Raw genomic sequence first — 23,761 nt, 5'->3', positions numbered from 1 at the left:
TGGGTCATTTTATTTCGCTATTATTTGGTAATATTCTTTGCTTTTATCTTTCTAAGACTCTCTCCAGTTAGTTCTATTTGATATGAGGTATGCACAATTCTATCTAGTACAGCATCTGCCACGGTAGGGTCGCCTATTGCATCATACCAGTTGTCTACAGGAAGTTGAGAAGATATGATAATCGACTTCCTTTCATGCCTATCTTCTATAATTTACGCGAGTTCGGGATAAGAAAAGGCTTGAAAAAGTTGGTAATCTCGTCAAAAATTCGTATCTTTATAGGTGAAAATCAATAGATTACAAGATTTTTGAACGATGATTACCAAGGACAAAGTTACTGAAATTTTCTGTATAATCGACGAGTTTGATAAGAATTTGAGTGCCGAATTAGCGAAAAACCTGCGTCTACCGTCCCATAACAGTGACGGCAAACGCTACCGAAACCGCAAGGGCAGACTCTCGGAAAGTGAGATTATGACCATTTTGGTATGCTATCATTTCGGCGCATATCGCAATTTCAAGGAGTATTATTTGAATTGGGTCAAAGGGGTGATGCGTCAGGATTTTCCCGACGCGGTTTCCTATAACCGCTTCGTTGAACTCATGCCAAGAGTGTTCTTTAAGATGATGCTGTTCATGAAGCTCTATGCCTTCGGCAAGTGTACGGGTATAACATTCGTTGACAGCACAATGATACCCGTATGTCACAATGTACGACGATATTACAACAAAGTCTTTGCCGGCCTCGCCAAGGACGGAAAGGGTACCATGGGCTGGTGTCATGGATTCAAGCTGCACCTGCTATGCAATGATTCTGGTGAAGTGATAACGTTCTGTCTTACAGGAGCAAATGTGGATGACAGAGATAGCAGGGTATGGACGGTATTTGCAAAGGTCTTATTTGGGAAGATCTTTGCTGATAGAGGGTACATCAAGCAGGAACTCTTTGATAGTCTGTTCAGTCAAGGTATCCAACTCGTTCATGGGCTCAAGGCTAAGATGAAGAACAAACTGATGCCTATGTGGGACAAGATTATGCTGAGGAAAAGATACATTATCGAGTGCATTAACGAACTACTCAAGAACAAAGCCAACCTTGTTCACTCAAGACACCGCTCGATACACAACTTTATCATGAACTTGTGTTCTGCCCTTACAGCATACTGCTTCTTTGAGAACAAGCCAGAGGCACTGCCAGTGTATGTGGAAAAATCAAGGCAGTTGGAACTTTTTTCATACTAAACTTATCCCGAACTCAAGTATAATATCAAGTAATATAGGACGCTCTTTTGCATCTACAGGTACAAGGAAGGCATCATCGAGGATTAACAAGCGACATCGCTCTATCTTCTTTAGCTCTGTTTCTAACGTTCCTTTATTCTTGGCGACTTTAAGTATCCCTAGTAATTTTGACATATTAGCATACATCGTTCTAATACCATTTTTACAAGCATGATAGCCTATAGCTGTAGCGATAAAACTTTTACCAGTCCCTGATGAACCAGTAATAAATATATTGCGTCCTTGCTTGATAAAATCAAGTGAGAGTATTCTCTCCATTTTGTTTTGGCTAAGGTTGCGATTGATATTATAATCTATTTGCTCAGGATAGGCTTTATATCTAAACCCTGCTGATTTTATGAGTCTTTCAATAGCAGCTGCGGAACGATAGTCCCATTCTCGAGATAAGAGCCATGATAAAAAGGCATCTGGTGTCATAGTATCTGCAATTGTAGTTGTTAGACTTTCTTCAAAGGCAGTTGCCATACCCGTAAGCTTCATTCTATGCATTAAATCAAGAGATAACTGATTCTTATCCATTTCTTGCACAATAGGTGCTGTCTTATTATTATTTAGTTCCATAGTTGTTTACTTTAATTGTTTGCTATTATTGTTATTATTGGATAATTGCTTTGAGAAATAATCCTTGCCTCGTATGTTCTTATGAGTTTTTGATTTATATTCAGGAGATAGCTCCATATTATCTTCATCCATAGATATATAGGAAGCATCATCACCCTTCTGTAGTATATCCTTTATCTCATTATAGCCATAGCGTCGTCCTTCCGAGGCACAGTTACAAGCTGCTACTAGACGAGCCATGCCATACTTCTTCTCCAGCGACATGATACCACGGCAAGAGCGGAAGGCTTTTGGTGGATATTTCATCTGCGTAGCGACTTCCTTGAGATAAAGCAGAAGGATGTTGTCTATTTGCCCTGCCCGTTGATATATTTCCTCCAAATCCTTTTCAAAGCTACCATGATGACCAGGAAGATTATGTGCATCTTTCTGTGAGTAGGTATAGGGAGTATCATCTCGCTGATGGATGGTAACTAACTTTAACCCATAGTAGATTTGAACATTGTCATTATCGTAAATAAGCTCCATACGTTTGCCGATATACTCTGTTGGAACACTATAACTATGCTTTCTTAGCATAACGAAGCTATTAGCCATGACAGTAGCAGATTTTCTAGACTTCATCTGATAGCGAGCGGTAGGAAGAGGACGAAGAAAATCTTTTTCCATTTCCTCAAATAGTTCTTGGCGGGATTCCTTACGCCCACTCAATCTACGGCTGTTAAATGCTTCTAAAGATGTGCGTATAGCAACATTAAGTGATTCTAGATTATGGAAAATTTGCCCTTCAATATCTACATATACCGACCGATACATTAGCTTTACAGCATTCTCAACCAGTGCCTTGTCCTTGGGACGGCGCACCCTAGCTGGATAAACAGCCATGTCATAAAATTCAGCCATAGCAGCGAAGTCGTCATTGATAACAGGCTCATTACGATCACTGCGGATAACGGCTGATTTTAAGTTGTCAGGCACAACAGCCTTGGGTATACCACCAAAGAAATGAAGAGCATTCTCGCAAGCAACGATAAGGTCTTCCTTCTTCTGGGACCACACTGCCTCGCAATAGGTGTAATGACTGCATGGAAGGGTAGCCACAAAAACCTCTACCTTCCGCACCTCACCCGTCTGTTCTTCGACTATTTCTAGTTTATCACCCGCATAATCAATATACATCTGATCGCCAGCAAGGTGCTCTACATGTCCTACGGCTTGTGTTTGACATCTGTAGGCATGGATTGCGTGTTTGAAAGTAGAATACTGGTAACCATTAGGATGAGTTTTGAGATACTCCGTGTGAAGAGATAAGATAGAAACACCCTTCTTGCTAAGCCGTTTCACATAATCAGGAACAAGTGCCTCTAACTCCAACTTACGAGCAGAAGGCGGACGGTTACGAGAATGCCCATCTGAAAACAAGTCCGCTAGCTTATCATCTGAAAGCGACAGAATTTGCTCCATGGACAAGCCACTTTCTTGGAATTTACGGACATACTTGCGGAGGGTGTTACGAGATATATGGAAAGTACTAGAAATACTTCTTATTCCCATACCAGATGCGTAACAGCGCAATAAATTCTTTAATTTTGTCATATAAATAATAGTTTTATGTTTTTAATGCCGGCCAGGGCAGTAACACAAAACTACAAAATGACCCTAAAAAACTAGCGTTTCAAAGGGTCATTCTTATTTTGGTGAGGTGGGTCTCATTATTTTAACCTTACTGGGTCTAAAATACTTGCCAGGGTGGGTCAAATTAGTGTGGCTTTTCCATATATAGTATATCAGGTAAAGCTAGAAGTCCCATAGCAGGCATAGACTCTCGTTTTACGATGTGACATGAAAAAGAAGAAATCAAACTCTCCAACTTGTGAAGATTAGGGTACATCGAAGTAAGTTCTTTTAAAGTGTTGATACCCTTTATCTTATGCTCGTACCTACATAAGTAGGCATAAAGGATAAAAAGTTTATCTTCATTAAATCCATTAATCATTTTTATTGGCATACTATGTCTTTTTGCCAACTGTTTCCCAGAAGTAAGCAGTTACTATTTAGGTAAATGGAAAAAGCGTGGGAACTATTGTCATTATTGTCGAGAGGCTCTGGACTGCCTGTAACTGAATAATAAACAATAGCCCACGCATTGAGGTATATTATTCCCTTAGTTAAGGGTACAATAATCCCAAGCGTGAGCGTTATTGCCACTATCCCCAGTTACAGAAATTGTCCAGATTTCTCAACAGGATAATATCAAAACGCTCTTTTTAAAAGTTGAACTCTTTGTAACGCACATCTACACACAGACGTACTGGAAGTCCACAGCAAAGATAGATAAATTTTCTTATTAAATGTTTCTTTCTTGCAAAAAGTTTGTATAACAAAGTGATTTTTCTATTTAAAGGTGTTTTGTTTGTTATTCAGTATGTGATGATATTTTTTGTTACTTATGCACGAAAAAAAGAGGTTCTCCTATCGAGGAACCTCTTTCTTTTATATTCTTTTGTAAGGATGCTCTTAAGCCTCTTCCTCACTCCAGTCTTCCTTAGTCTTGCGGACATAGCTCTGATAACGGAGCTTTGCCATCTCCTCACAGGCGTTGAAGAGTTCCTGACCCTCGTCTGGATAAGCCTTGAGAACAGAGAGGAAACGAACCTCACTGTGGAGGAAATCCTGGAACTTCGTCCAATCTGGAGCCTTAGAGTCGAGAGAGAATGGGTTCTTTCCTTCCTCTGCCAACTGTGGGTTATAACGCCATAGATGCCAGTAACCACAAGCAACAGCGTTAGCCTCTTGAGCCTGACTGCGACCCATACCGCCCTTGATCTTCAGACCATGGTTGATACATGGAGAGTAAGCGATGATGAGTGATGGACCTGGATAAGCCTCAGCTTCGCGGATAGCCTTCAATGTCTGTGCATTGTCAGCACCCATAGCGATCTGTGCTACATATACATAGCCATAGGTTGTTGCCATCAAACCGAGGTCCTTCTTACGGATACGTTTACCCTTAGCAGCGAACTGTGCGATAGCACCGAGTGGTGTAGACTTAGAGCTCTGACCACCCGTGTTAGAGTAAACCTCAGTATCGAGGACAAGGATGTTAACGTCTTCACCAGATGCGATGACGTGGTCGAGACCGCCGTAACCGATATCGTAAGAAGCACCGTCACCACCGATGATCCACTGGCTGCGCTTAACGAGATAGTGATCAAGTGTCTTCAGCTCTGCACATACAGGGCAACCCTTTGCTGCACCAGCCTCGATCAATGGCTTCAGCTTAGCAGCTGCAACCTTTGAAGCATCAGCATCGTTCATGTTGTTGAGCCACTCCTGAGCAGCTTCCTTGAACTCTGCAGATACGTGATCATCAGCCATAGCACCGTTAAGGAGTACGACGATACGCTCGCGCATCTTCTTGTTACCCATTGCCATACCCATACCGAACTCGCAGAAGTCCTCGAACAATGAGTTGTTGAATGCAGGACCGTGACCTTCCTCATTAGTTGTGTAAGGAGTAGAAGGTACTGAAGCTGAGTAGATTGAAGAACAACCTGTAGCGTTAGCAATCATCTCACGATCACCGAAGAGCTGTGAAACAAGCTTTACGTAAGGAGTCTCACCACAACCAGCACATGCTCCAGAGAACTCGAACAAAGGCTGAGCGAACTGAGAGTTCTTAGCATTTGACTTGATATCTACCAAGTTCTGCTTGCTCTTAACGTTCTTAACGAGGTAATTCCAGTCAGCTGCACGGCGTGTAGCCTCTTCCTCTCCAGCAACGAACTGTGTCATAGCGAGAGCCTTGTTACCCTTCTTACCTGGGCAGACATCAGCACAGTTACCACAACCTGTACAATCGAGAACAGATACTTCGATGCGGAATTGCATACCCTTAAGATCCTTTGGTGCAAGGATATCAAGTGTTGGCTCATTGAAGCCAGCCTTCTCAGCTTCATCCAATACGAATGGACGGATACAAGCGTGAGGACAAACGAATGCACATTTGTTACACTGGATACAGTTATCTGGTGTCCATGCTGGAACGAAGCTAGCCACACCACGCTTGTCATAAGCTGCAGTGCCCACTGACCATGTACCATCCACAGTGCCATGATTTACGAAGTCAGAAACCTTCAAGAGGTCACCTGCCTGTGCATTCATTGGACGAACGAGTTCCTTAACGAATGCTGGAGCATCGTCAGCCTTAGCTGCATCGTCTGGAAGGTTAGCCCATTCAGGGTCAACAGTCAACTGTTTGTACTCGTTACCACGGTCAACAGCAGCATAGTTCTTATCAACAATATCCTGTCCCTTCATGCTATAGCTCTTAACGATGAACTTCTTCATCTGCTCAACAGCAAGGTCGATAGGAATAACATTTGTAATACGGAAGAATGCAGACTGCAGAATAGTGTTGGTACGGTTACCAAGACCAATCTCCTGTGCAATCTTTGTTGCGTTGATATAGTAAACGGTGATATTGTTCTTAGCGAAGTAACGCTTTACCTTATTAGGTATGAAGTGTACGAGTTCCTCACCATCAAAGATCGTATTCAGCAAGAATGTACCGTTCTTACGCAATCCACGTGTTACATCATACATGTTCAAGTAAGCCTGAACGTGGCATGCAACGAAGTTAGGAGTGTTTACCTGATAGGTAGAACGGATTGGACTATCACCGAAACGGAGGTGAGAACAGGTGAAACCACCTGACTTCTTAGAGTCGTAAGAGAAGTAAGCCTGACAGTACTTGTCGGTATTGTCACCGATAATCTTCACTGAGTTCTTGTTAGCACCAACGGTACCATCAGCACCAAGACCATAGAACTTAGCCTCGAAAGTACTCTTATCACCCAATGGAATCTCCTCTACTTCTGGCAGAGAAGTGAAGGTAACGTCATCAACGATACCAACGGTGAAGTGATCCTTTGGCTCTGGCAACTCGAGGTTGTCGTATACAGCGATGATCTTAGCAGGTGTAGTATCGGCAGAACCGAGACCATAACGACCACCAACGATCAATGGTTTGTTCTCTACATCATAGAAAGCACTCTTCACATCGAGGTACAATGGCTCACCCTCTGCACCTGGTTCCTTAGTACGATCGAGTACTGCGATACGCTTAACAGTCTTTGGAACAGCTGCAAGCAAGTGCTTAACAGAGAATGGACGATAGAGGTGTACAGCTACCATACCAACCTTCTTGCCCTGAGACATGAGGTAATCGATAGCCTCACGAGCAGCTTCAGTTGCAGAACCCATCAAGATAATGATGTTCTCAGCATCCTCAGCACCATAGTAATCGAAGAGGTGATGCTCACGACCAGTGATCTTTGTGAGCTCATTGAGATAGTGTTCAACAACCTCTGGTACGTTCTCATATGCAGAGTTACTTGCCTCACGGTGTGTGAAGAAGGTCTCTGGGTTCTCAGCGGTACCACGTACTACTGGGCGTTCTGGTGTCATTGCACGATCACGGAAGCGCTTAATATCCTCTTCATCAACCAATGGACGGATGTCTTCCTGGTCAAGACACTCAATCTTATGATACTCGTGTGATGTACGGAAACCATCGAAGAAGTTGATGAAAGGAACAGAAGTCTTCAATGAAGCAAGGTGAGGAACTGCAGAGAGGTCCATAACCTCCTGAACAGAACCAGAGCAGAACAGTGCGAAACCAGTCTGACGACAAGCCATTACGTCCTGATGATCACCGAAGATACAAAGTGCGTGACTTGCAAGTGTACGTGCTGAAACATTGAATACACATGGCAAAAGCTCACCGGCAATCTTATACATGTTAGGAATCATCAATAGAAGACCCTGTGATGCGGTGAAGGTTGTCGTGAGAGCACCTGACTGCAATGAGCCGTGAACGGCACCTGCTGCGCCACCCTCTGACTGCATCTCCTGTACGCTTACAGTCTGACCCCAAAGGTTCTTACGTCCACGTGCTGACCACTCATCAACGTGTTCAGCCATAGGAGATGATGGAGTGATAGGATAGATAGCTGCTACCTCAGAGAACATATAGCTCACATGAGCGGCTGCTTCGTTACCATCACAAGTGATAAACTTCTTTTCTTTAGCCATTTTGAAATTTATTAAATGAATATTATTATAATGTTTTTGATCTGATTTTCAACAGATTTCTTAATGTTTTTGATCTTATTCCTAGTAGAGGAATCCCATTAACCATAGCGGGATACAGTTTCCTTTACCCACTTCTGTGTTATATCTTACATAGGTTGTGTCTGAGCTGATGCGTATCTTGGCATTCTCTGCATCACAAACCTTGAATTTCTTGTTGTTATTTACGATGTAATTGCCATCCTTGTTACCTTGACTGACCTTGCAGTCTTCCCATAAAGCATTGACAAAGAATGTCTCCATCAACTGCTGTTGATTCAACTGAATGGGATAAATAGCATAAATCAGATTGGAGTTTTGCAGCATTACCTTAGCAGGTTTCTTCGGGTATTGCTGTCCAACAGGGTAGACTATGTTTATCAATCGGGCGTCGGCAAGGTTCTTTATGTAGTTCATTACCGTTGCACGACTTGTGTTTATGTCTTTTGCAAGATTACTGATGTTCGGAGCTTTGGGACCATCCAATGCAAGAAGATAGAAGAGTTTCTTGATCTTTGTGAGATATTTCAGTTCAATCTGCTTGATGAGTAGGATGTCCACCTCGGTCATCATGTTCATGGTCTTGAGCAGATTCTCCGAGAAATTACGATGTTCCAGGAAGAAAGGATAGAACCCGTGGTGTATGTAATCCTTGAAAAACTTCATCGGACTGACCTGTGGTAGAATCTTCTTGATGATCTTCTCGTGGTTAAGCAGTATCTCATCCAGTGTGTAAGGTTCAAGATTCAGCCCTGCCTGGAGGTTCAAATATTCCCGAAAAGAGAAGCCACGGAGGTTATAACTCTTTACAATTCCATTCAATTCAGGGTTCTCTTCCTTCAATCTCATGACACTTGAACCCGTGAATACAATCTGTAACTTAGGGTAATAATCGTAACATCGACGGAGTTCCTTGCTCCATTCCGGCTGTTTGAAGACCTGATCAATCAACAGTACCTTACCCCCGTTACGATAAAACTCCCCTGCGAAGTCGGCAATACCTCTACCTTGAAAGTAGAAATTGTTCATATTCACATAGAGACACTGACGGTCTGTCGCTCCATATCGTTCCTTTGCATACTGCAGAAGGAAGGTAGTTTTGCCAACGCCTCTCGTCCCTTTGATACCAATCATCCTGTCGGTCCAGTCTATTTCATCCATGAGCCGACGGCGCACGGGAGCATATACATGCTCCACCAGATATGTATGAGTGCGAAAGAATGCGTCCATCTTGTTCTCGTTATGAATACTTAATCAGATGCAAAGTTACTACTTATTTATTTAATTTGCAAACTATAGATGGCAAAAAATGATTTTTTTTGTTTTTATTTTGCGGTACATTTGCTTTAAAGTACCTTTGCATGGCAAACAAGTAGCTAACAAATGATTTTACATATATTCAATCCCGAGCACGATATTGCGTTATCCTATGATAATAAGTACTTTACACCGCCACACGCTGGTAGGCAGTTGCGCTATGATCTTGACTACTTACCGGCACTGTGGGCAAAGGATGGAGACTGTATTATGGTGGGGAATACTACCTCTGCAATGGTTCATGCGCGTCGATTCATGGCACATGTGCAGCGTGTAAGGTTCATAAGTCAGGATGAGGTTGCCAACGTGGCGGATGATATAGAATCTGTTTCGCCATGGGGATGGGACTCCGCTATAAAATTCCAGCTTATGAAACTCGGGATTCATGAAGATGTTTTACCATCTGATGCGGAGCTTTCCGAGATAAGAACACTTAGCAACAGAAGGTTCTCTGCACATGTTCTTCAGCAACTACAGCAGGACATGCAGCTTCCTTTCTTGTGTGGTGAGGCTTTCTATGTGGAGAGTATTCCAGCACTGAAGGATGTTATTCAGTCTTTTGGGAAGGCTATTATCAAAGCCCCTTGGAGCAGTAGTGGGCGTGGTGTAAGGTACATTGATCAGGCGATGGATGCAGCTATTACGAGCTGGGCAGCCAGAGTTATCTCTCAACAAGGGGGTATAATGGTTGAACCTTATTACAACAAAATGAAGGATTTCGGGATGGAATTCTTTGTTGATGCAGCCGGTGTACATTATGCAGGACTATCGGTTTTCCACACCATCAACGGGGCTTACGTTGGGAACAGTCTGTCAACGGAGGATGAAAAACGGCAGATGCTTGCACCGTATGTTGACAATAGGGTCTTAGACCGTCTTGCCGAACATCTTACACAGCTCTTGAATGATCATTTAAAAGGGAAATATCAGGGACCGTTAGGGGTTGATATGATGGTCGTTGCTAATCAGAACACTGCTGCAGACACCCCTTCGGGCTTCTTTGTTCATCCCGTTGTTGAGATTAATCTGCGCCGAACCATGGGACATGTGGCACTCTCTCTTTCAAAGGAAGAGCGGTTTCAGCAACGAATGATGCGGGTTGATTATGATGGTGCGCACTATCATTTGCACACAATACACAAGGAATAGCGGTTTTAAAAGCTTTCTTTCAGACGGTCTTGTACCATACCTTGATTGATAAAAGATATTTTCTTATTTTGGTGCGGATGCTTAGCTCCATATGTGCTAAGCATCCGCACACGTTGTGCTAAGCGTCCGCACATGATGTGCTAAGCATCCGCACAACAGAGAATGATCAGTGTGCACACACCAATATGATACCTATGGAAAAGCAAGAGAGGGTGGTTTATAAAAGGATTCGCCTATAGCTAAAAAAAAGAAAGCATATCTTTCAGGCGATAAAAGATAGCTTTTAAAGGAGCGAAAGGAGGTATACATTACATAAAAAAGCCCAAGACCTTTATGTAATTATCAAGATACTTGATTTCTTTGTTTATATGTTTTATCCTGGAATAGCGTATGAAACAGCAATTAATTCACAGATAAAAATAGTACAAAGAATGATAAGTGATGAGAGGGTTTATCAGTGACTGTAAACCCAATAAACTGCGAGGAGAACGCCAATAGCCACGATGCTTCCCACGATTTGCAGAATTCTGTTCAGCTTCTTGCGCCGCCGTGCTGCTTGTGAGGTGGCATTGTTATGAAATCCTCTCCCATGATTAGTATAGTCGTATCGTTGTTTTGCCATCGTTACCGATTATGTTCTAAATACAAAGGAACCTAAGTGTAAAACTAAATTCCCCTTGGTTTCAAATCTTCGTGATGGACAAAGATACGGAAATATACGGATATATCGTGTATATATCCGTATATTTTATGTTTTTTTAAAAGCGGAAACTCAACTCAACATCAACCATAGAGTAGTTTGGTTCGGCTAAACTACGATCGTGAACATAAGAGTAGAACCCACTTAATTGTAAGCTTTTGGTGAACTGATAGTCAAGTCCCATGTCATACTGTGTACGCTGTTTTGCAGCACCTTCCGATGGTTGGTACATGTCATAACGTGCTTTAGCATGTAGTTTCTCGCGAATGATAGGTGCAATGACAAGTGCATACACACCTTGTGCCTTGTCTCCGTTGCTGCTTAAGCTACAGTCTTTGGCTGCAGCATCATCCGTATGAGAAAGACTTTTAGCAAAGGCGTAACCCGTAGAGTGCACATATTCTGACCGTAATGTCCAATCATTGGCTTTGTATTCGGCAGAGAAAGCATAACGACGCTGCTGCAATTTGCGCACACCAGCCTGTGGATTGCCAGCATCATCAGTCCATGTACCCTTGCGAGCATAGGAACCTGTCCAGCCAAAGCAACCCAATCGGAGTCCTTCAACAGGCATAACCCATATACCACCGATGATATTCTTCTGCTGATCAACGTCTTTTACGTTTATTCCCTGACCATCAAAGACACCTACTTGATAGTGAAGTAGGTTTCTTCCGGCTGCATTTTTAATGAGATCACCTTGTACCTGCAAACCAATGTCACGTCCATTGGAAGGGTGAGCACCTGCTCTGTCGGCGAAACCAGCCAACTTTGAGATGCTTTGTCCTACTCCCATGAAGCCTTGATCAATAGGGTGAATAGGGTTGTCGAAAGTAAATGGGTTCTTGAACTGTCCCACTTTCACACGGAAGAAGTCATACTTCTGCCACTCAACGAAGAGGTCTACCAAGCGAGGAGAGGCTCCTAAGGTGGAAGTATTACCATTAAACTGCAGCTGTGCTTTCCAATACCAATCATCAAGGATGCGTCCATCAAGCGATACACGACCTAAACGAAGATTGAAAGTGTTAGACTTGTCTGCCTTCATTCCATTGTACTGATACTGTACAATAGCAAATCCAGACAGCTTAACGTTGCTCACCCATTTGGGAGCTTGCGCATTGCCCACGATAGAACATAGCAATAGGGCTGCTGAAAGAACTGTTTTTTTCATAATTATATGAATGTTGATTTAGGATAATAATATCAGATTCATTCTCAAGTATCGATGTTGCAAAGATAATATTTTAGGGTATAAGTACAAAATAATATACTTATTTTATTGTTTTATGGCATTATTCTTTCTGAAGAAGATGAAAGACTACTATGTTAATAAGGTGTAAATTCACCGTTAAAGATAAAAACAAAAACTTCTCCTCATGATAATAACAGTTATTATCACAGGGAGAAGTCTGTGTATCTTATCGCTTCTTCAGTAGGACAACGTTCTCTACATGGGGTGTATGAGGGAACATATCGACAGGTTGAACAGCAGCTACTTTGTACTCACTATCCAACAAAGCCAGGTCGCGTGCTTGGGTCGATGGATTGCAACTGACGTATACAATACGCTCCGGATGTGCCCCAAGGATGACATTAACAACGTCAGGATGCATGCCGGCACGTGGTGGGTCAGTGATGATAACATCAGGACGACCGTGCTTTTGGATGAAGCTTTCGGTCAGAATGTCCTTCATGTCACCTGCGTAAAAGAGTGTGTTACTGATCTTGTTTACCTCAGAATTAACCTTAGCATCCTCAATGGCTTCCGGTACATACTCTATACCAATGACCTTACGGGCATTTTTAGCAACGAAGTTGGCTATTGTTCCTGTACCAGTATATAAGTCATAGACAAGTTCATTGCCTGTAAGATCGGCAAATTCTCTTGCTACGGCGTATAGATGATACGCCTGTTCCGTGTTCGTCTGATAGAAACTCTTAGGTCCAACCTTGAACTTCAGGTCCTCCATAGTCTCATAGATATGATCCTTACCTTTGAAGACTGTGAGGTCAAGGTCGTTGAATGTGTCATTACCTTTCTGGTTATCTACGTAGAAAAGAGAGGTGATCTGAGGGAAACGGTCGGCAATGTGTTGCATCAAAGCCTTTGCCCGTTCATCGTCTCCGTCCTCATCATAGTGGAATTGTACAAGCACCATCCATTCACCTGTATTGGAATTGCGCACCATAATATCACGTAACAACCCGTGTTGTGCACGGATATCATAGAAAGTCATCCCACTTTGCAATGCATAATCCCTGATATCGTTACGGATTTCGTTGCACAGATCATCCATCAACCAGCACTTCTCAATAGGGTAAATCTTATCAAAAGCCCCCGTAATATGGAACCCAATAGCACCTTCGGATAAGCCAACTCCCTCTGGTAAAGCCTGCAGTTCTTCTGCTGTATACCAACGTTTGTTGGCACATCCGAACTCCAGTTTGTTACGATATGCCTTCGTATGCACCGAACCCATGATGGGTTGGAACTCCGGAAGTTCCACTTTCCCAATCCTACTCAGCTGGTCATACACCTGCTGTTGCTTGGCTTTTAATTGTTCACTATAGGGAAGATTCTGCCATTTGCAGCCACCGCAGATGCCAAAATGCTCACACATCGGTTCCACACGGATAGCACTCTTGCTGATAAAGCGTACGACGGTAGCCTCACAATAGCTCTTTTTCTTCTTCCGTATCTGCAGATCTACAACGTCGCCAGGTACAACAAAGGGGACAAATACCACTTTATCATCTACGTGTGTGATACATTTACCTTCGGCTGCCACAGCCTCTATCGTGACATTCTCAAGTATAGGGAATGGCTTTCTCTTTCTACTCATAATCTGTTTTGTATTTCATTGCAAAGTTAATGATTTTTTCCTGTTTGCCATATGCTATGCTTGTTTAATGCAATCTGTGCTCGCTAACAATGCAAAAATGTAAGGTGAAGTTTGCAATTTTACTTAAAAAGTTTGTTGAATTACCCTTTTATTGGTATATTTGCACTTAGGATATAATAACTAAAATACATTATCATTTATAACTATGAGCGAAAAAAGAGTTTATACCTTCGGTAATGGGAAGGCAGAAGGTAAGGCCGATATGAGAAATCTTCTTGGTGGTAAGGGCGCTAACCTAGCGGAGATGAACCTCATCGGAGTTCCTGTTCCTCCAGGTTTCACCATTACCACAGACGTTTGTAACGAGTATTTTGAGAAGGGTAAGAAGACTGTAATAGGTTTACTAAAGGCAGAAGTAGAGAACAGTGTCCATCATATAGAGACACTTATGAACTCAAAGTTTGGTGATCCAACGAACCCTCTCCTTGTCAGTGTTCGTTCTGGAGCACGTGCATCAATGCCTGGTATGATGGATACCATTCTAAACCTCGGTCTTAATGACACCGTTGTAGTTGGTTTAGCACAGAAAACTGGTAACGAAAGATTTGCCTTTGACAGCTATCGTCGCTTCGTACAGATGTATGGAGACGTAGTGCTGGGCATGAAACCAGTCAATAAAGAAGATATTGATCCATTTGAGGCAATCATTCAGAAGGTAAAGGCTCAGCGTGGTATTAAGCTCGACAACGAAATGACTGTTGAGGAGTTGAAGCAGCTCGTTGTACTTTTCAAGCAAGCAATCAAGGACCAAACAGGTAAGGATTTCCCTAATGATCCAATGGAACAGCTATGGGGTGCCATCTGTGCAGTGTTTGATTCATGGATGAATGAGCGTGCTATTCTATATCGTAAGATGGAAGGAATCCCACAAGAATGGGGTACAGCTGTAACTGTTCAGGCGATGGTCTTCGGTAATATGGGTGACACTTCAGCTACTGGTGTATGCTTCTCTCGTGATGCAGGTACTGGTGAGAACCTCTTCAATGGTGAGTATCTTATCAATGCACAGGGCGAGGATGTTGTAGCAGGAATCCGTACTCCACAGCAGATTACAAAGCAAGGTTCTCTGCAATGGGCTGAACAACAGAACATCGATGAGGAGACAAGACGGAACAAATATCCTTCTATGGAGGAAGCAATGCCTGACTTGTTCAAGCAATTATATACTCTACAGGACAAGTTAGAGAAGCATTATCACGACATGCAGGACATGGAGTTCACCGTACAGGAGGGTAAACTCTGGTTCTTACAGACACGTAACGGTAAGCGTACAGGTACTGCTATGGTTAAGATTGCCATGGATCTGTTGCATGAAGGTGAGATTGATGAGAAGACAGCTCTTCTCCGTTGCGAACCAAATAAGCTCGATGAACTCCTTCACCCAGTCTTTGATAAGGAGGCTTTAGCGCAGGCACATGTGTTGACACGTGGTCTTCCAGCATCACCAGGAGCCGCTTGTGGTCAGGTAGTGTTCTTTGCTGAAGATGCTACAAAGTGGCATGAGGATGGTCATCAGGTCATCATGGTACGTATAGAAACCTCTCCTGAGGACCTCGCTGGTATGTCTGCTGCAGAAGGAATCCTTACTGCTCGCGGTGGTATGACATCTCATGCAGCTGTTGTGGCACGTGGTATGGGTAAGTGTTGTGTCAGTGGTGCTGGTGCTATTATGGTTGATTATAAGGCACGAACAGTAGAGATTGACGGAACAATTGTCCGTGAAGGTGATTATATTTCATTGAATGGTTCAACAGGTGAAGTTTATGCTGGAGAAGTAAAGACACGCCCTGCAGAAGTGACAGGTGACTTTGCTGAGCTGATGGATCTCTGTAAGAAATACAGTAAACTGGTTGTACGTACCAACGCAGATACACCTCATGACGCAGAAGTAGCAAGTAACTTCGGTGCCGTAGGTATTGGTCTTTGTCGTACAGAGCACATGTTCTTCGAGAATGAGAAGATCAAAGCGATGCGCGAGATGATTCTTGCTGATACCACAGAGGAGCGTGAGAAGGCTCTTGATAAGCTCCTTCCTTACCAGAAGCAGGACTTCTACGGTATTCTCAAGTGCATGGATGGCATGCCAGTAAACATCCGTTTGCTTGATCCACCATTGCATGAGTTCGTTCCACATGACCTGAAAGGTCAGGAGATCATGGCTCAAGAGATGGGTGTGAGCGTACAGTTCATTCAGAGTCGTGTGAATTCTCTCTCCGAGCACAACCCAATGTTGGGTCTTCGTGGTTGTCGTTTGGGCAACACATTCCCAGAGATTACAGCCATGCAGACCAAGGCTATCCTTGGTGCAGCTATCCAATTGAAGAGAGAAGGATATAACCCTAAGCCAGAGATTATGGTACCATTGGTTGGTATTGTCAATGAGCTTGATATCCAAGAGAGCATCATTCGTAAGGCAGCAACAAAGCTCTTCAAGAAGGAAGGTGTTGAAGTTCCATTCAAGGTTGGTACAATGATTGAGATTCCTCGTGCTGCTTTGACAGCTGATGTCATTGCAGAGAAGGCGGAATACTTCAGCTTTGGTACTAACGACCTTACCCAGATGACCTTCGGTTACAGCCGTGATGACATCGCAAGCTTCCTTCCAAGTTATCTTGAAAAGAAGATTTTGGATGTCGATCCATTCCAGGTTCTCGATCAGAAGGGTGTTGGTCAGCTCATCCAGATGGGTGTTGAGAAGGGTCGTAAGACACGTAAGAACCTCAAATGTGGTATCTGTGGCGAGCATGGTGGTGAACCAAGTTCAGTTAAGTTCTGCCACAGAGTGGGCTTGAATTACGTCAGCTGTTCACCTTTCCGTGTACCAATCGCACGATTGGCAGCGGCACAGGCAGCAGTGGAAGAGATGTAAACCGACTCTATTCATATAGAGAATAGAATAAAAAAGAGGAGAAGTCGTCTGGCTTCTCCTCTTTTTTATATGCCTGAAGGGCTACTGATCGTTTGACTTCTTTCCTTCTTTTATGTGCTCAAAGGTCACTGTCCCTTTGATTTCTCTTCCTTTTTTATATGCCTGAAGGCTACTGTTTTTTTGGCTTCTTTCCTCCTTTATATGTCCAATGGCTACTGATCGTTTGACTTCTTTCCTCCTTTTATGTGCTCAAAGGTCACTGTCCCTTGTACATTTATGCGTTCTTCCATTTGTCAATGATTACTTATCAGTTGCTAAGAAACATCTTTACAATAATCTTAGGGTGTATGTTTGCAAATCCAACCGCTATGAAGAAAAAATGCCTTTGTATCCTTTTGTTTATCAATCAGTTACAAAACCCGTTCTAAAAGACGCCCTTTTGCATTGTAAAAGGGCGTCTTTTACACTTCAAAAGGGCATGTTTTGCAATGCAAAAGGGCATCTTTTACATGGCAAAAGAGCACCTTTTACTTTTCAGTTATGAATCTTTCTTACAAAAGTCGGATGCTAAGTGGCGTTCATTTCAATCCCATTTCTTATCCAACTTATATTATTATGGTGTACAGAGCCTTGTTTGTTCACCTATGAACGACAAGCGAATGTGTCTTATTTATCCAATTCGTATGTCCCTTCCAACATTTGTGCGATGCGTTTTCCCTTTGCATCATCGAAGGTCAGGAACGCCTCAACAGTCTTCTTTTCCAAGTCGATTACCTGACTTACAGTGGTCCCGTCCTTCTCAATCCAGCTCACGAAAAACTTCGTACCATCAATCTTTTTCATTACCATTCGGTTTGTTCCTTCTGCCACACTGTCCTTTTCATCAGTGGTTTTCCAATAGATTGTACTGTCATTCAGATACTTAACATTGGCTGTAAGACAAGGGTAGGAGAGCAAAGCCTTATGTCCTATAAGCGTTATTTCATGGTCTTGTGTATTGCATTTGTCCTGTTTGCAGCAGCAAGCTGATGCCAAAAAAGCTAAAGAAGTCAATGCGATAATATTCTTTTTCATTTCATTTTAGTTTTAATATTATGTGTCTGAATCATTTAAATCTGTTATGTGTACAAAGTTGATATTTTCTTTTTTAAATTGGTAAATAACACATATAGAAAATCCCTTTTATACCTTTTCTGACAACACTCATAAGCTTGTATCACAGCTTCTCTTCCCATTCGTTCCATCCATTGCCATCAACCATCTTTTCATCGTTCGTTTCTTGGGTTTCATTTAGTGTTTTATTGTTTCATCTTGTAATGTATTATGACATTCATTTTAATATATAAAATGCCCCCAAAGACGTATTTTTGGAGTAAAAACTCCTGAACGATTAAATATAAAAGATATTTATTTTATTTGCAAAATCAAAAAAAATATATACTTTTGCAAAATAGAATACAGATCAACTATATGGAAAAGGCGAACAATCTGCAAGGCTATTGCTGGTCCAAGCACTGTGAGTGAGACCTTAACGGACCTGAATCCCTTATGAAATGATTTCCTTTAGCTGCTTACAATGGTTTATAATTAAAAAAGAAAGACTATTCTGAGGAGACGAAAGGAGAACCATTTTCAAATCATAAGTTGTGTAAAATCTTTACCATTACCCATCGGTACTATTTCTATTTAAATGGAAGACAGTTATAACGAATACATCGAACAGTTGCAGAAAGGTTCTTATGAGGCTTTCTCAGAGTTGTATTCCCTTTATTCCAACAAGCTTTATAGTTTCGTATTAGCGCAGACAAAGAATAGAACGCTGTCGGAGGATATTGTTCAAGAGACGTTCTTAAAGCTCTGGAAGTCGCGCAAACAGCTTGATTGCTACGGTAATGTGCATGCTTTAATCTTTACTATTGCCAGGAATCTGATCATCGATAGTTTCAGAAAGCAGGTCTCAAAGATCAGTTTTGACGATTATCAGCAGGCGTGCAATAAGCTTTCTTCCTTCCCAACTCCCGATGAGCAGGTTGCTTACAATGAGTTTGTTGACCGTGTGCAGCAAACCAAGAAGCTGTTATCGAAGCGTGCCTGTCTTATTTATGAGATGAGTCGCGAGAAGAATATGCCTATAAACGAGATAGCAGAGTCCCTGAATTTATCTTCACAAACCGTGAAAAACTCCTTGACATCCACATTGAAATTATTCAAGAAGAATCTGTCAAGCATCGTAATCCTTTTACTTTATTATTTCTCTTAAGGCACGTTGTGCCCTTTTTCTTACGCCTGTCAGTGTTCTGAGGGGGGATAAATAGCACAAGAAAGTTAATAAATGTTATTTTCAAGTACCATTTTTATGCTTTCACGTATATGTTATTAGAAGTAAAATAATGCATGGAGAAACGAATAGAAGAATTATATCAGCGCTATCTGTCGGGAGAGTTAACCCCCTCAGAGTTAGAAGACTTAAAGCGTCAGGTTCCCTTTGTCTCAGATGAAGAGCTGTGGAACCTGATGTGTGAGGACTTCTCTTCTTCGTCAGAGTCGGCACGGATGACTTACGAATCGCAGCAAAAGGTCTTACGGAACATCCATGAAGAGATACGAAAAGACAAGTGGCACTCACGTGCTCGCAGACTGTTGCGTGTTGCATCCATGCTGATTCTGATTATTTCTTTAGCCGCTGGCAGTTACTTATGGTATGAATCTTTTACACCTACAGCCCCTGTTTACACTTACGTCTGTGTGAAAGCAGGAAATAAAAGTACAATAACTTTACCAGATGGAACACGTGTCAGCCTTAACGGTAACAGTCAGTTGCGTTACAACGTAGTGCCCAGTAAACACCGTGAGGTTGTTTTGATGAAAGGAGAAGCCTATTTCGACGTCACCAAAGACCCTTCCTGTCCGTTCCGTGTCAAGGTAAATGACATGCAGATAGAGGTGTTAGGCACACAGTTTAATGTCCGTTATCACAAAGGAGTCATTGAGACCGCCCTGTTCACGGGTGCTGTCCGCCTCTCTTCCAGTGCCTTTGCCAAAGACTATCGGCTCTATCCTGGTAAGAAATCCATTTACCAGCTGGCGTCACACCATGTCACTATCTGCGACAATGACGGGTCGACCGATGCAAGATGGAAGGACGGTTACCTTGCCTTCAACAGTCAACCGCTTGGCGAAGTGCTGAAAGAAGTAGAGAACTGGTACGGTGTCACCATCCAAATACGTAATCATCATCTACCTAAAGACAAGCTGACAGGAGCCTTTTACCATGAGACTTTAGAGAGTGTTCTCCACTCCTTGAGTATGCAATACGGCTTCAAATACCATATAAATCATGATCACGTTACCATAGAATAATAACAAAGAAGACTTAAAACCTAAATAAAATGACAAACAATTTAAACAGTAAGCGGTATCATTTCCTCCGCTTCGCAGTGTTTGTATGGCTACTTTTAGTCCCTGTAACACTGTGGGCGCAGCATGGGAATGTAAGCCTTGATCTTCAAAATGAAGAAGTTAGTCGATTTATTCGACAGGTTGAGAAGCAGACAAGTTACACTTTCGTGTATCGTAACACCGTTCTTAATCCCAAGACTCGGGTGTCAATCGTCTGTAATAACTGGTCAGTTGAGAAAGCATTGTCCTATGTTTTCTCCCCTTTAGGCATCCAGTTCTCATTCAATAACAACACGATTGTTCTGAACCCAGCCCCCGCATCGAAGGAGAAAGCAGAGCCCTCAGTGGCAAAGAAGGCTAAACCCGCAGGTGAGAAAGCCCAGACCACACCAGAGAAACATAAGGTTGTGGGGCTTGTTAAGGAGGCAAATGGTGAGCCCATCATCGGTGCAAGCGTCTTTGTAAAGGGTACGAAGATTGGTACAGTCACCAATACCGATGGCGAGTTCTCCTTGGATGTTCCTGCCAATGGCACCCTCCTGGTCTCCTATATCGGCTTTACAACCCAGGAGATAGCACTGAAAGGCAGTACAAACCTGAACATAGTACTCAAAGAAGATGAGGCACAAGCACTCAATGAGGTCGTTGTTGTTGGTTATGGAACACAGAAAAAGGCAACCGTAACAGGTGCCATTGCATCCGTATCAACAAAAGACTTAGTGCAAACTCCACAGGCAAACATCAGTAATATGCTCGTGGGTAAGATGCCAGGTCTTATTGCTATGCAGCGCAGTGGTGCTCCTGGAGAGGACAATTCCACGTTGTTGATTCGTGGTGTGAGCACCTTTTCAGACAATACAGCCCCTTTGGTGATGATTGATGGAGTGGAACGTCCGAACTACAACGGGCTTGATCCGAACGAAATAGAGTCAGTAAGTATTCTTAAAGATGCCTCTGCAACCGCCATTTATGGTGTGCGTGGTGCCAATGGAGTAATCCTTATCACAACGAGAAAAGGTCAGAAAGGCAAGCCACACTTGAGCTATTCAGGAAACATGGCAGTCCAATCGCCAACAGCATTGCCCCATTATCTGAACAGTGCACAGTACTGTGAGATGTATAACGAAGCCCTGAAGAATGACGCCTACACCAAAGGAACATCCTATGTGCCACGTTTCACGGAACAGGACATACAGCTGTATCGTGATGGAAGTGACCCTATCATGCATCCAAGTACGGACTGGGTGGGTACATTCCTGCGTAAGACATCTTTGCGTACACAGCATAACTTCAACATTTCGGGAGGTACTGACCGTGTGAAATACTTCATTTCAGCAGGTTTCTTCAGTCAAGGTGGTATGTATAAGTACACCAAGATTGACCGTGACCATGACGTAAATGCTTCTGACACACGTTATAATTTCCGTTCAAACCTCGACTTTGATGTCACACAAGACTTCAAAGCCACTGTACAGTTGTCCGCCCAGATCAACAATATCCATACCCCAGGCATTGGCAACAGTGAGCTTTGGAAGGAGATATCATGGGCTACTCCACTGGGAACTCCCGGTATGGTAGATGGCAAACTGGTACGTCTTGAAAACACAATTGACGATGAAAACCCATGGCAAGCACTGTTGAATAATGGTTATAACGACATCTTTGCCAATACAATCAATACTACCTTGCGGTTCGATTATGACCTTTCGCGCCTGCTGTTGAAAGGCTTGTCCGTTCATGCCAGCACCTCTTACGACAGCTATTATAACAGTAAACGCTTCTCAGTGAAGACGATGCAGACCTTTGTTCCTAAGCGAGATCCGAGTGATCCGACACAGGTTATCCTCGTTCCACAGAACGAATCCAGCACATGGGGTGGTGGTTTCAGTTATAATAAGAACAGAAAAGTATACTTTGAGGTAGGTTTACATTACAATCAAACCTTTGGTAAGCACAACACAACAGCCTTGTTGCTTTATAACCAGAGCAAGTATTATGCACCCAGTCTGGCTTACCTCGTCCCCAATGCCTACCAAGGAATCGTTGGCCGTGTGACCTATAGCTATGCCAACCGTTATCTGGCAGAATTCAATATGGGATATAACGGTACAGAGAACTTCGCTCCAGGTCGTCGTTTTGGCTTCTTCCCAGCAGTCTCTGTAGGATGGATTGTCAGTGAAGAACCTTTCTTCCCAAAGAATGATTGGCTTGTTTATATGAAGCTGAGAGGGACCTATGGTGAGGTTGGTAACGATAAAATCGGTGGTGATCGCTTCCTATATCTCCCTTCCGTATATGGAGAAACGAGTGGCAACCTTTCTGGTTATAACTTCGGTTCATCATCCAATCCGTACTATTCCCAGATGATTGAGGAACGACGTTTGGGCAATCCGTTGCTTACATGGGAGAAAGCCCGTAAGCTAAACTTAGGTGTTGACGTCAATCTTTTGAAGAATCACCTCACCGTTTCATTTGATTATTTCAAGGAACGACGCAATAATATCCTTTCAGACAGAAACACTGCACCGATGTTAATAGGTGCTACGTTGCCAGCTTACAATATGGGTGAGATGGAGAACTCAGGCTTTGAGCTCGATGTTAACTATCGTAATAACATCCGTGACTTTAATTATTGGGGTCGGTTCAATTACTCTTTTGCACGCAACAAGATTCTCTTCCAGGATGAAGTACCAGAGAAATATGCTTATCAGATGCGTACAGGAAGACGCGTAGGACAGTTCTATGGTCTTCTCTTCGACGGCTTCTATAACACATGGGAAGAGATAAATGCCCTTGATCGGCCCGTTAGTAGCTGGAATGGTAACCGTCTTCAGCCTGGAGATATGCGCTATGTCGACGTGAACAAAGACGGAAAGATTGATATGTATGACATGGTACCTATCGGCTATTCACCTACTCCAGAGATCATTTATGGATTCTCTTTCGGCTGTAACTGGCGTGGTTTCGACTTCTCAGCACTTTTCCAAGGAGCTGATCATGTGTCTATTAAGTATTTCGGTAGGGCATTATGGCCATTTGTTGTAGGACATAACAGTGCCAAAACATTGATATTGGACCGCTGGACACAGGAACGTTATGACAATGGAGAGCCTATCAACTTCCCACGTCTGTCCATGAGTCCATCTCGTGATACCGACAATAACTACCAGGATTCAAACTTCTGGATCCGCAATGCCAACTATCTTCGTCTGAAGAACATAGAGCTTGGATATACCTTTAACAGGAAACAGTTAAAGGCTTTAGGCTTAGAGAGCTTGCGTCTTTATATCAGTGGGACTAATTTATTTACCTGGACGGATGTCATTGACCTTGATCCTGAAGCCCCATCTAAGGGAGGTGCGACAGAGATTAACACCTATCCATTGCAGAAGATATATAACATTGGCCTAAACATTCAATTCTAAA

At 42.8% G+C, this 23,761-nt stretch carries 13 protein-coding genes and 2 pseudogenes; 6 read left to right on the top strand and 9 right to left on the bottom strand.

Annotated elements, in window-relative coordinates; genetic code table 11:
• Window positions 1-20: 20 nt before the first annotated feature.
• Window positions 21-212: pseudogene (locus ACZ48L_RS10135) on the bottom strand (ATP-binding protein); the annotation flags it as partial.
• A gap of 103 nt (window positions 213-315) precedes the next feature.
• Here ACZ48L_RS10135 and ACZ48L_RS10130 point away from each other — a divergent pair.
• The gene (locus ACZ48L_RS10130) at window positions 316-1,242 is read left to right on the top strand and encodes an IS982 family transposase (protein ID WP_006045714.1); all 927 of its coding nucleotides are present in this window, start codon (window positions 316-318) and stop codon (window positions 1,240-1,242) included.
• A gap of 18 nt (window positions 1,243-1,260) precedes the next feature.
• Here ACZ48L_RS10130 and ACZ48L_RS10125 read toward each other — a convergent pair.
• The 4 genes and pseudogenes from ACZ48L_RS10125 to ACZ48L_RS10110 all read right to left on the bottom strand — a co-directional run.
• Window positions 1,261-1,863, bottom strand: a pseudogene (locus ACZ48L_RS10125) (ATP-binding protein); the annotation flags it as partial.
• 6 nt (window positions 1,864-1,869) lie between these two features.
• Entirely contained in the window at window positions 1,870-3,459 is a 1,590-nt protein-coding gene (istA, locus tag ACZ48L_RS10120) for an IS21 family transposase (protein ID WP_025792683.1), read from the bottom strand.
• 921 nt (window positions 3,460-4,380) lie between these two features.
• On the bottom strand, window positions 4,381-7,959 hold the full coding sequence (gene nifJ, locus ACZ48L_RS10115) for a pyruvate:ferredoxin (flavodoxin) oxidoreductase (RefSeq protein ID WP_025792679.1): 3,579 nt from the start codon (window positions 7,957-7,959) through the stop codon (window positions 4,381-4,383).
• 81 nt (window positions 7,960-8,040) lie between these two features.
• Window positions 8,041-9,225: an ATP-binding protein gene (locus ACZ48L_RS10110; RefSeq protein WP_219445201.1), complete on the bottom strand. Its 1,185-nt coding sequence runs from the start codon at window positions 9,223-9,225 to the stop codon at window positions 8,041-8,043.
• Window positions 9,226-9,378: 153 nt separating this feature from the next.
• On the opposite strand from ACZ48L_RS10110, the gene ACZ48L_RS10105 reads away from it, so the two are divergent.
• Window positions 9,379-10,461, top strand: coding sequence for a hypothetical protein (locus tag ACZ48L_RS10105; protein WP_025792678.1), 1,083 nt, complete (start codon window positions 9,379-9,381; stop codon window positions 10,459-10,461).
• Window positions 10,462-10,915: 454 nt separating this feature from the next.
• Here the strand turns inward: ACZ48L_RS10105 and ACZ48L_RS10100 are convergent, their stop codons facing one another.
• The 3 genes from ACZ48L_RS10100 to rlmD all read right to left on the bottom strand — a co-directional run bounded on the left by ACZ48L_RS10100 (window position 10,916) and on the right by rlmD (window position 14,007).
• A complete protein-coding gene (locus ACZ48L_RS10100) occupies window positions 10,916-11,083 on the bottom strand; it encodes a hypothetical protein (RefSeq protein WP_156098281.1) in 168 nt (55 codons plus the stop codon).
• Window positions 11,084-11,219: 136 nt separating this feature from the next.
• Window positions 11,220-12,335, bottom strand: a complete 1,116-nt coding sequence (locus tag ACZ48L_RS10095) for a porin (RefSeq protein ID WP_025792676.1) — start codon at window positions 12,333-12,335, stop codon at window positions 11,220-11,222.
• Between the two features lie 247 nt (window positions 12,336-12,582).
• A complete protein-coding gene (rlmD, locus tag ACZ48L_RS10090) occupies window positions 12,583-14,007 on the bottom strand; it encodes a 23S rRNA (uracil(1939)-C(5))-methyltransferase RlmD (RefSeq protein ID WP_025792675.1) in 1,425 nt (474 codons plus the stop codon).
• A 205-nt stretch (window positions 14,008-14,212) separates the two neighbouring features.
• On the opposite strand from rlmD, the gene ppdK reads away from it, so the two are divergent.
• The gene (ppdK, locus tag ACZ48L_RS10085) at window positions 14,213-16,936 is read left to right on the top strand and encodes a pyruvate, phosphate dikinase (RefSeq protein ID WP_025792674.1); all 2,724 of its coding nucleotides are present in this window, start codon (window positions 14,213-14,215) and stop codon (window positions 16,934-16,936) included.
• Between the two features lie 666 nt (window positions 16,937-17,602).
• Here the strand turns inward: ppdK and ACZ48L_RS10080 are convergent.
• Window positions 17,603-18,010, bottom strand: coding sequence for a MoaF-related domain-containing protein (locus ACZ48L_RS10080; protein ID WP_025792672.1), 408 nt, complete (start codon window positions 18,008-18,010; stop codon window positions 17,603-17,605).
• A gap of 616 nt (window positions 18,011-18,626) precedes the next feature.
• On the opposite strand from ACZ48L_RS10080, the gene ACZ48L_RS10075 reads away from it, so the two are divergent.
• The 3 genes from ACZ48L_RS10075 (at window position 18,627) to ACZ48L_RS10065 (ending at window position 23,760) form a co-directional block, all read left to right on the top strand.
• Window positions 18,627-19,196 carry an RNA polymerase sigma factor gene (locus tag ACZ48L_RS10075; protein ID WP_025792671.1) on the top strand — a complete coding sequence of 190 codons (570 nt, stop codon included), beginning with the start codon at window positions 18,627-18,629 and terminating at the stop codon, window positions 19,194-19,196.
• A gap of 134 nt (window positions 19,197-19,330) precedes the next feature.
• Window positions 19,331-20,296: a FecR family protein gene (locus ACZ48L_RS10070; protein WP_025792670.1), complete on the top strand. Its 966-nt coding sequence runs from the start codon at window positions 19,331-19,333 to the stop codon at window positions 20,294-20,296.
• 29 nt (window positions 20,297-20,325) lie between these two features.
• Window positions 20,326-23,760: a TonB-dependent receptor gene (locus ACZ48L_RS10065; RefSeq protein WP_025792668.1), complete on the top strand. Its 3,435-nt coding sequence runs from the start codon at window positions 20,326-20,328 to the stop codon at window positions 23,758-23,760.
• Window position 23,761 lies beyond the last annotated feature (1 nt).

It is taken from the genome of Prevotella histicola (assembly GCF_055385135.1).
The sequence above is the reverse complement of the archived record's forward strand: the minus strand, read 5'-3'. Positions and strand labels throughout refer to the sequence as shown.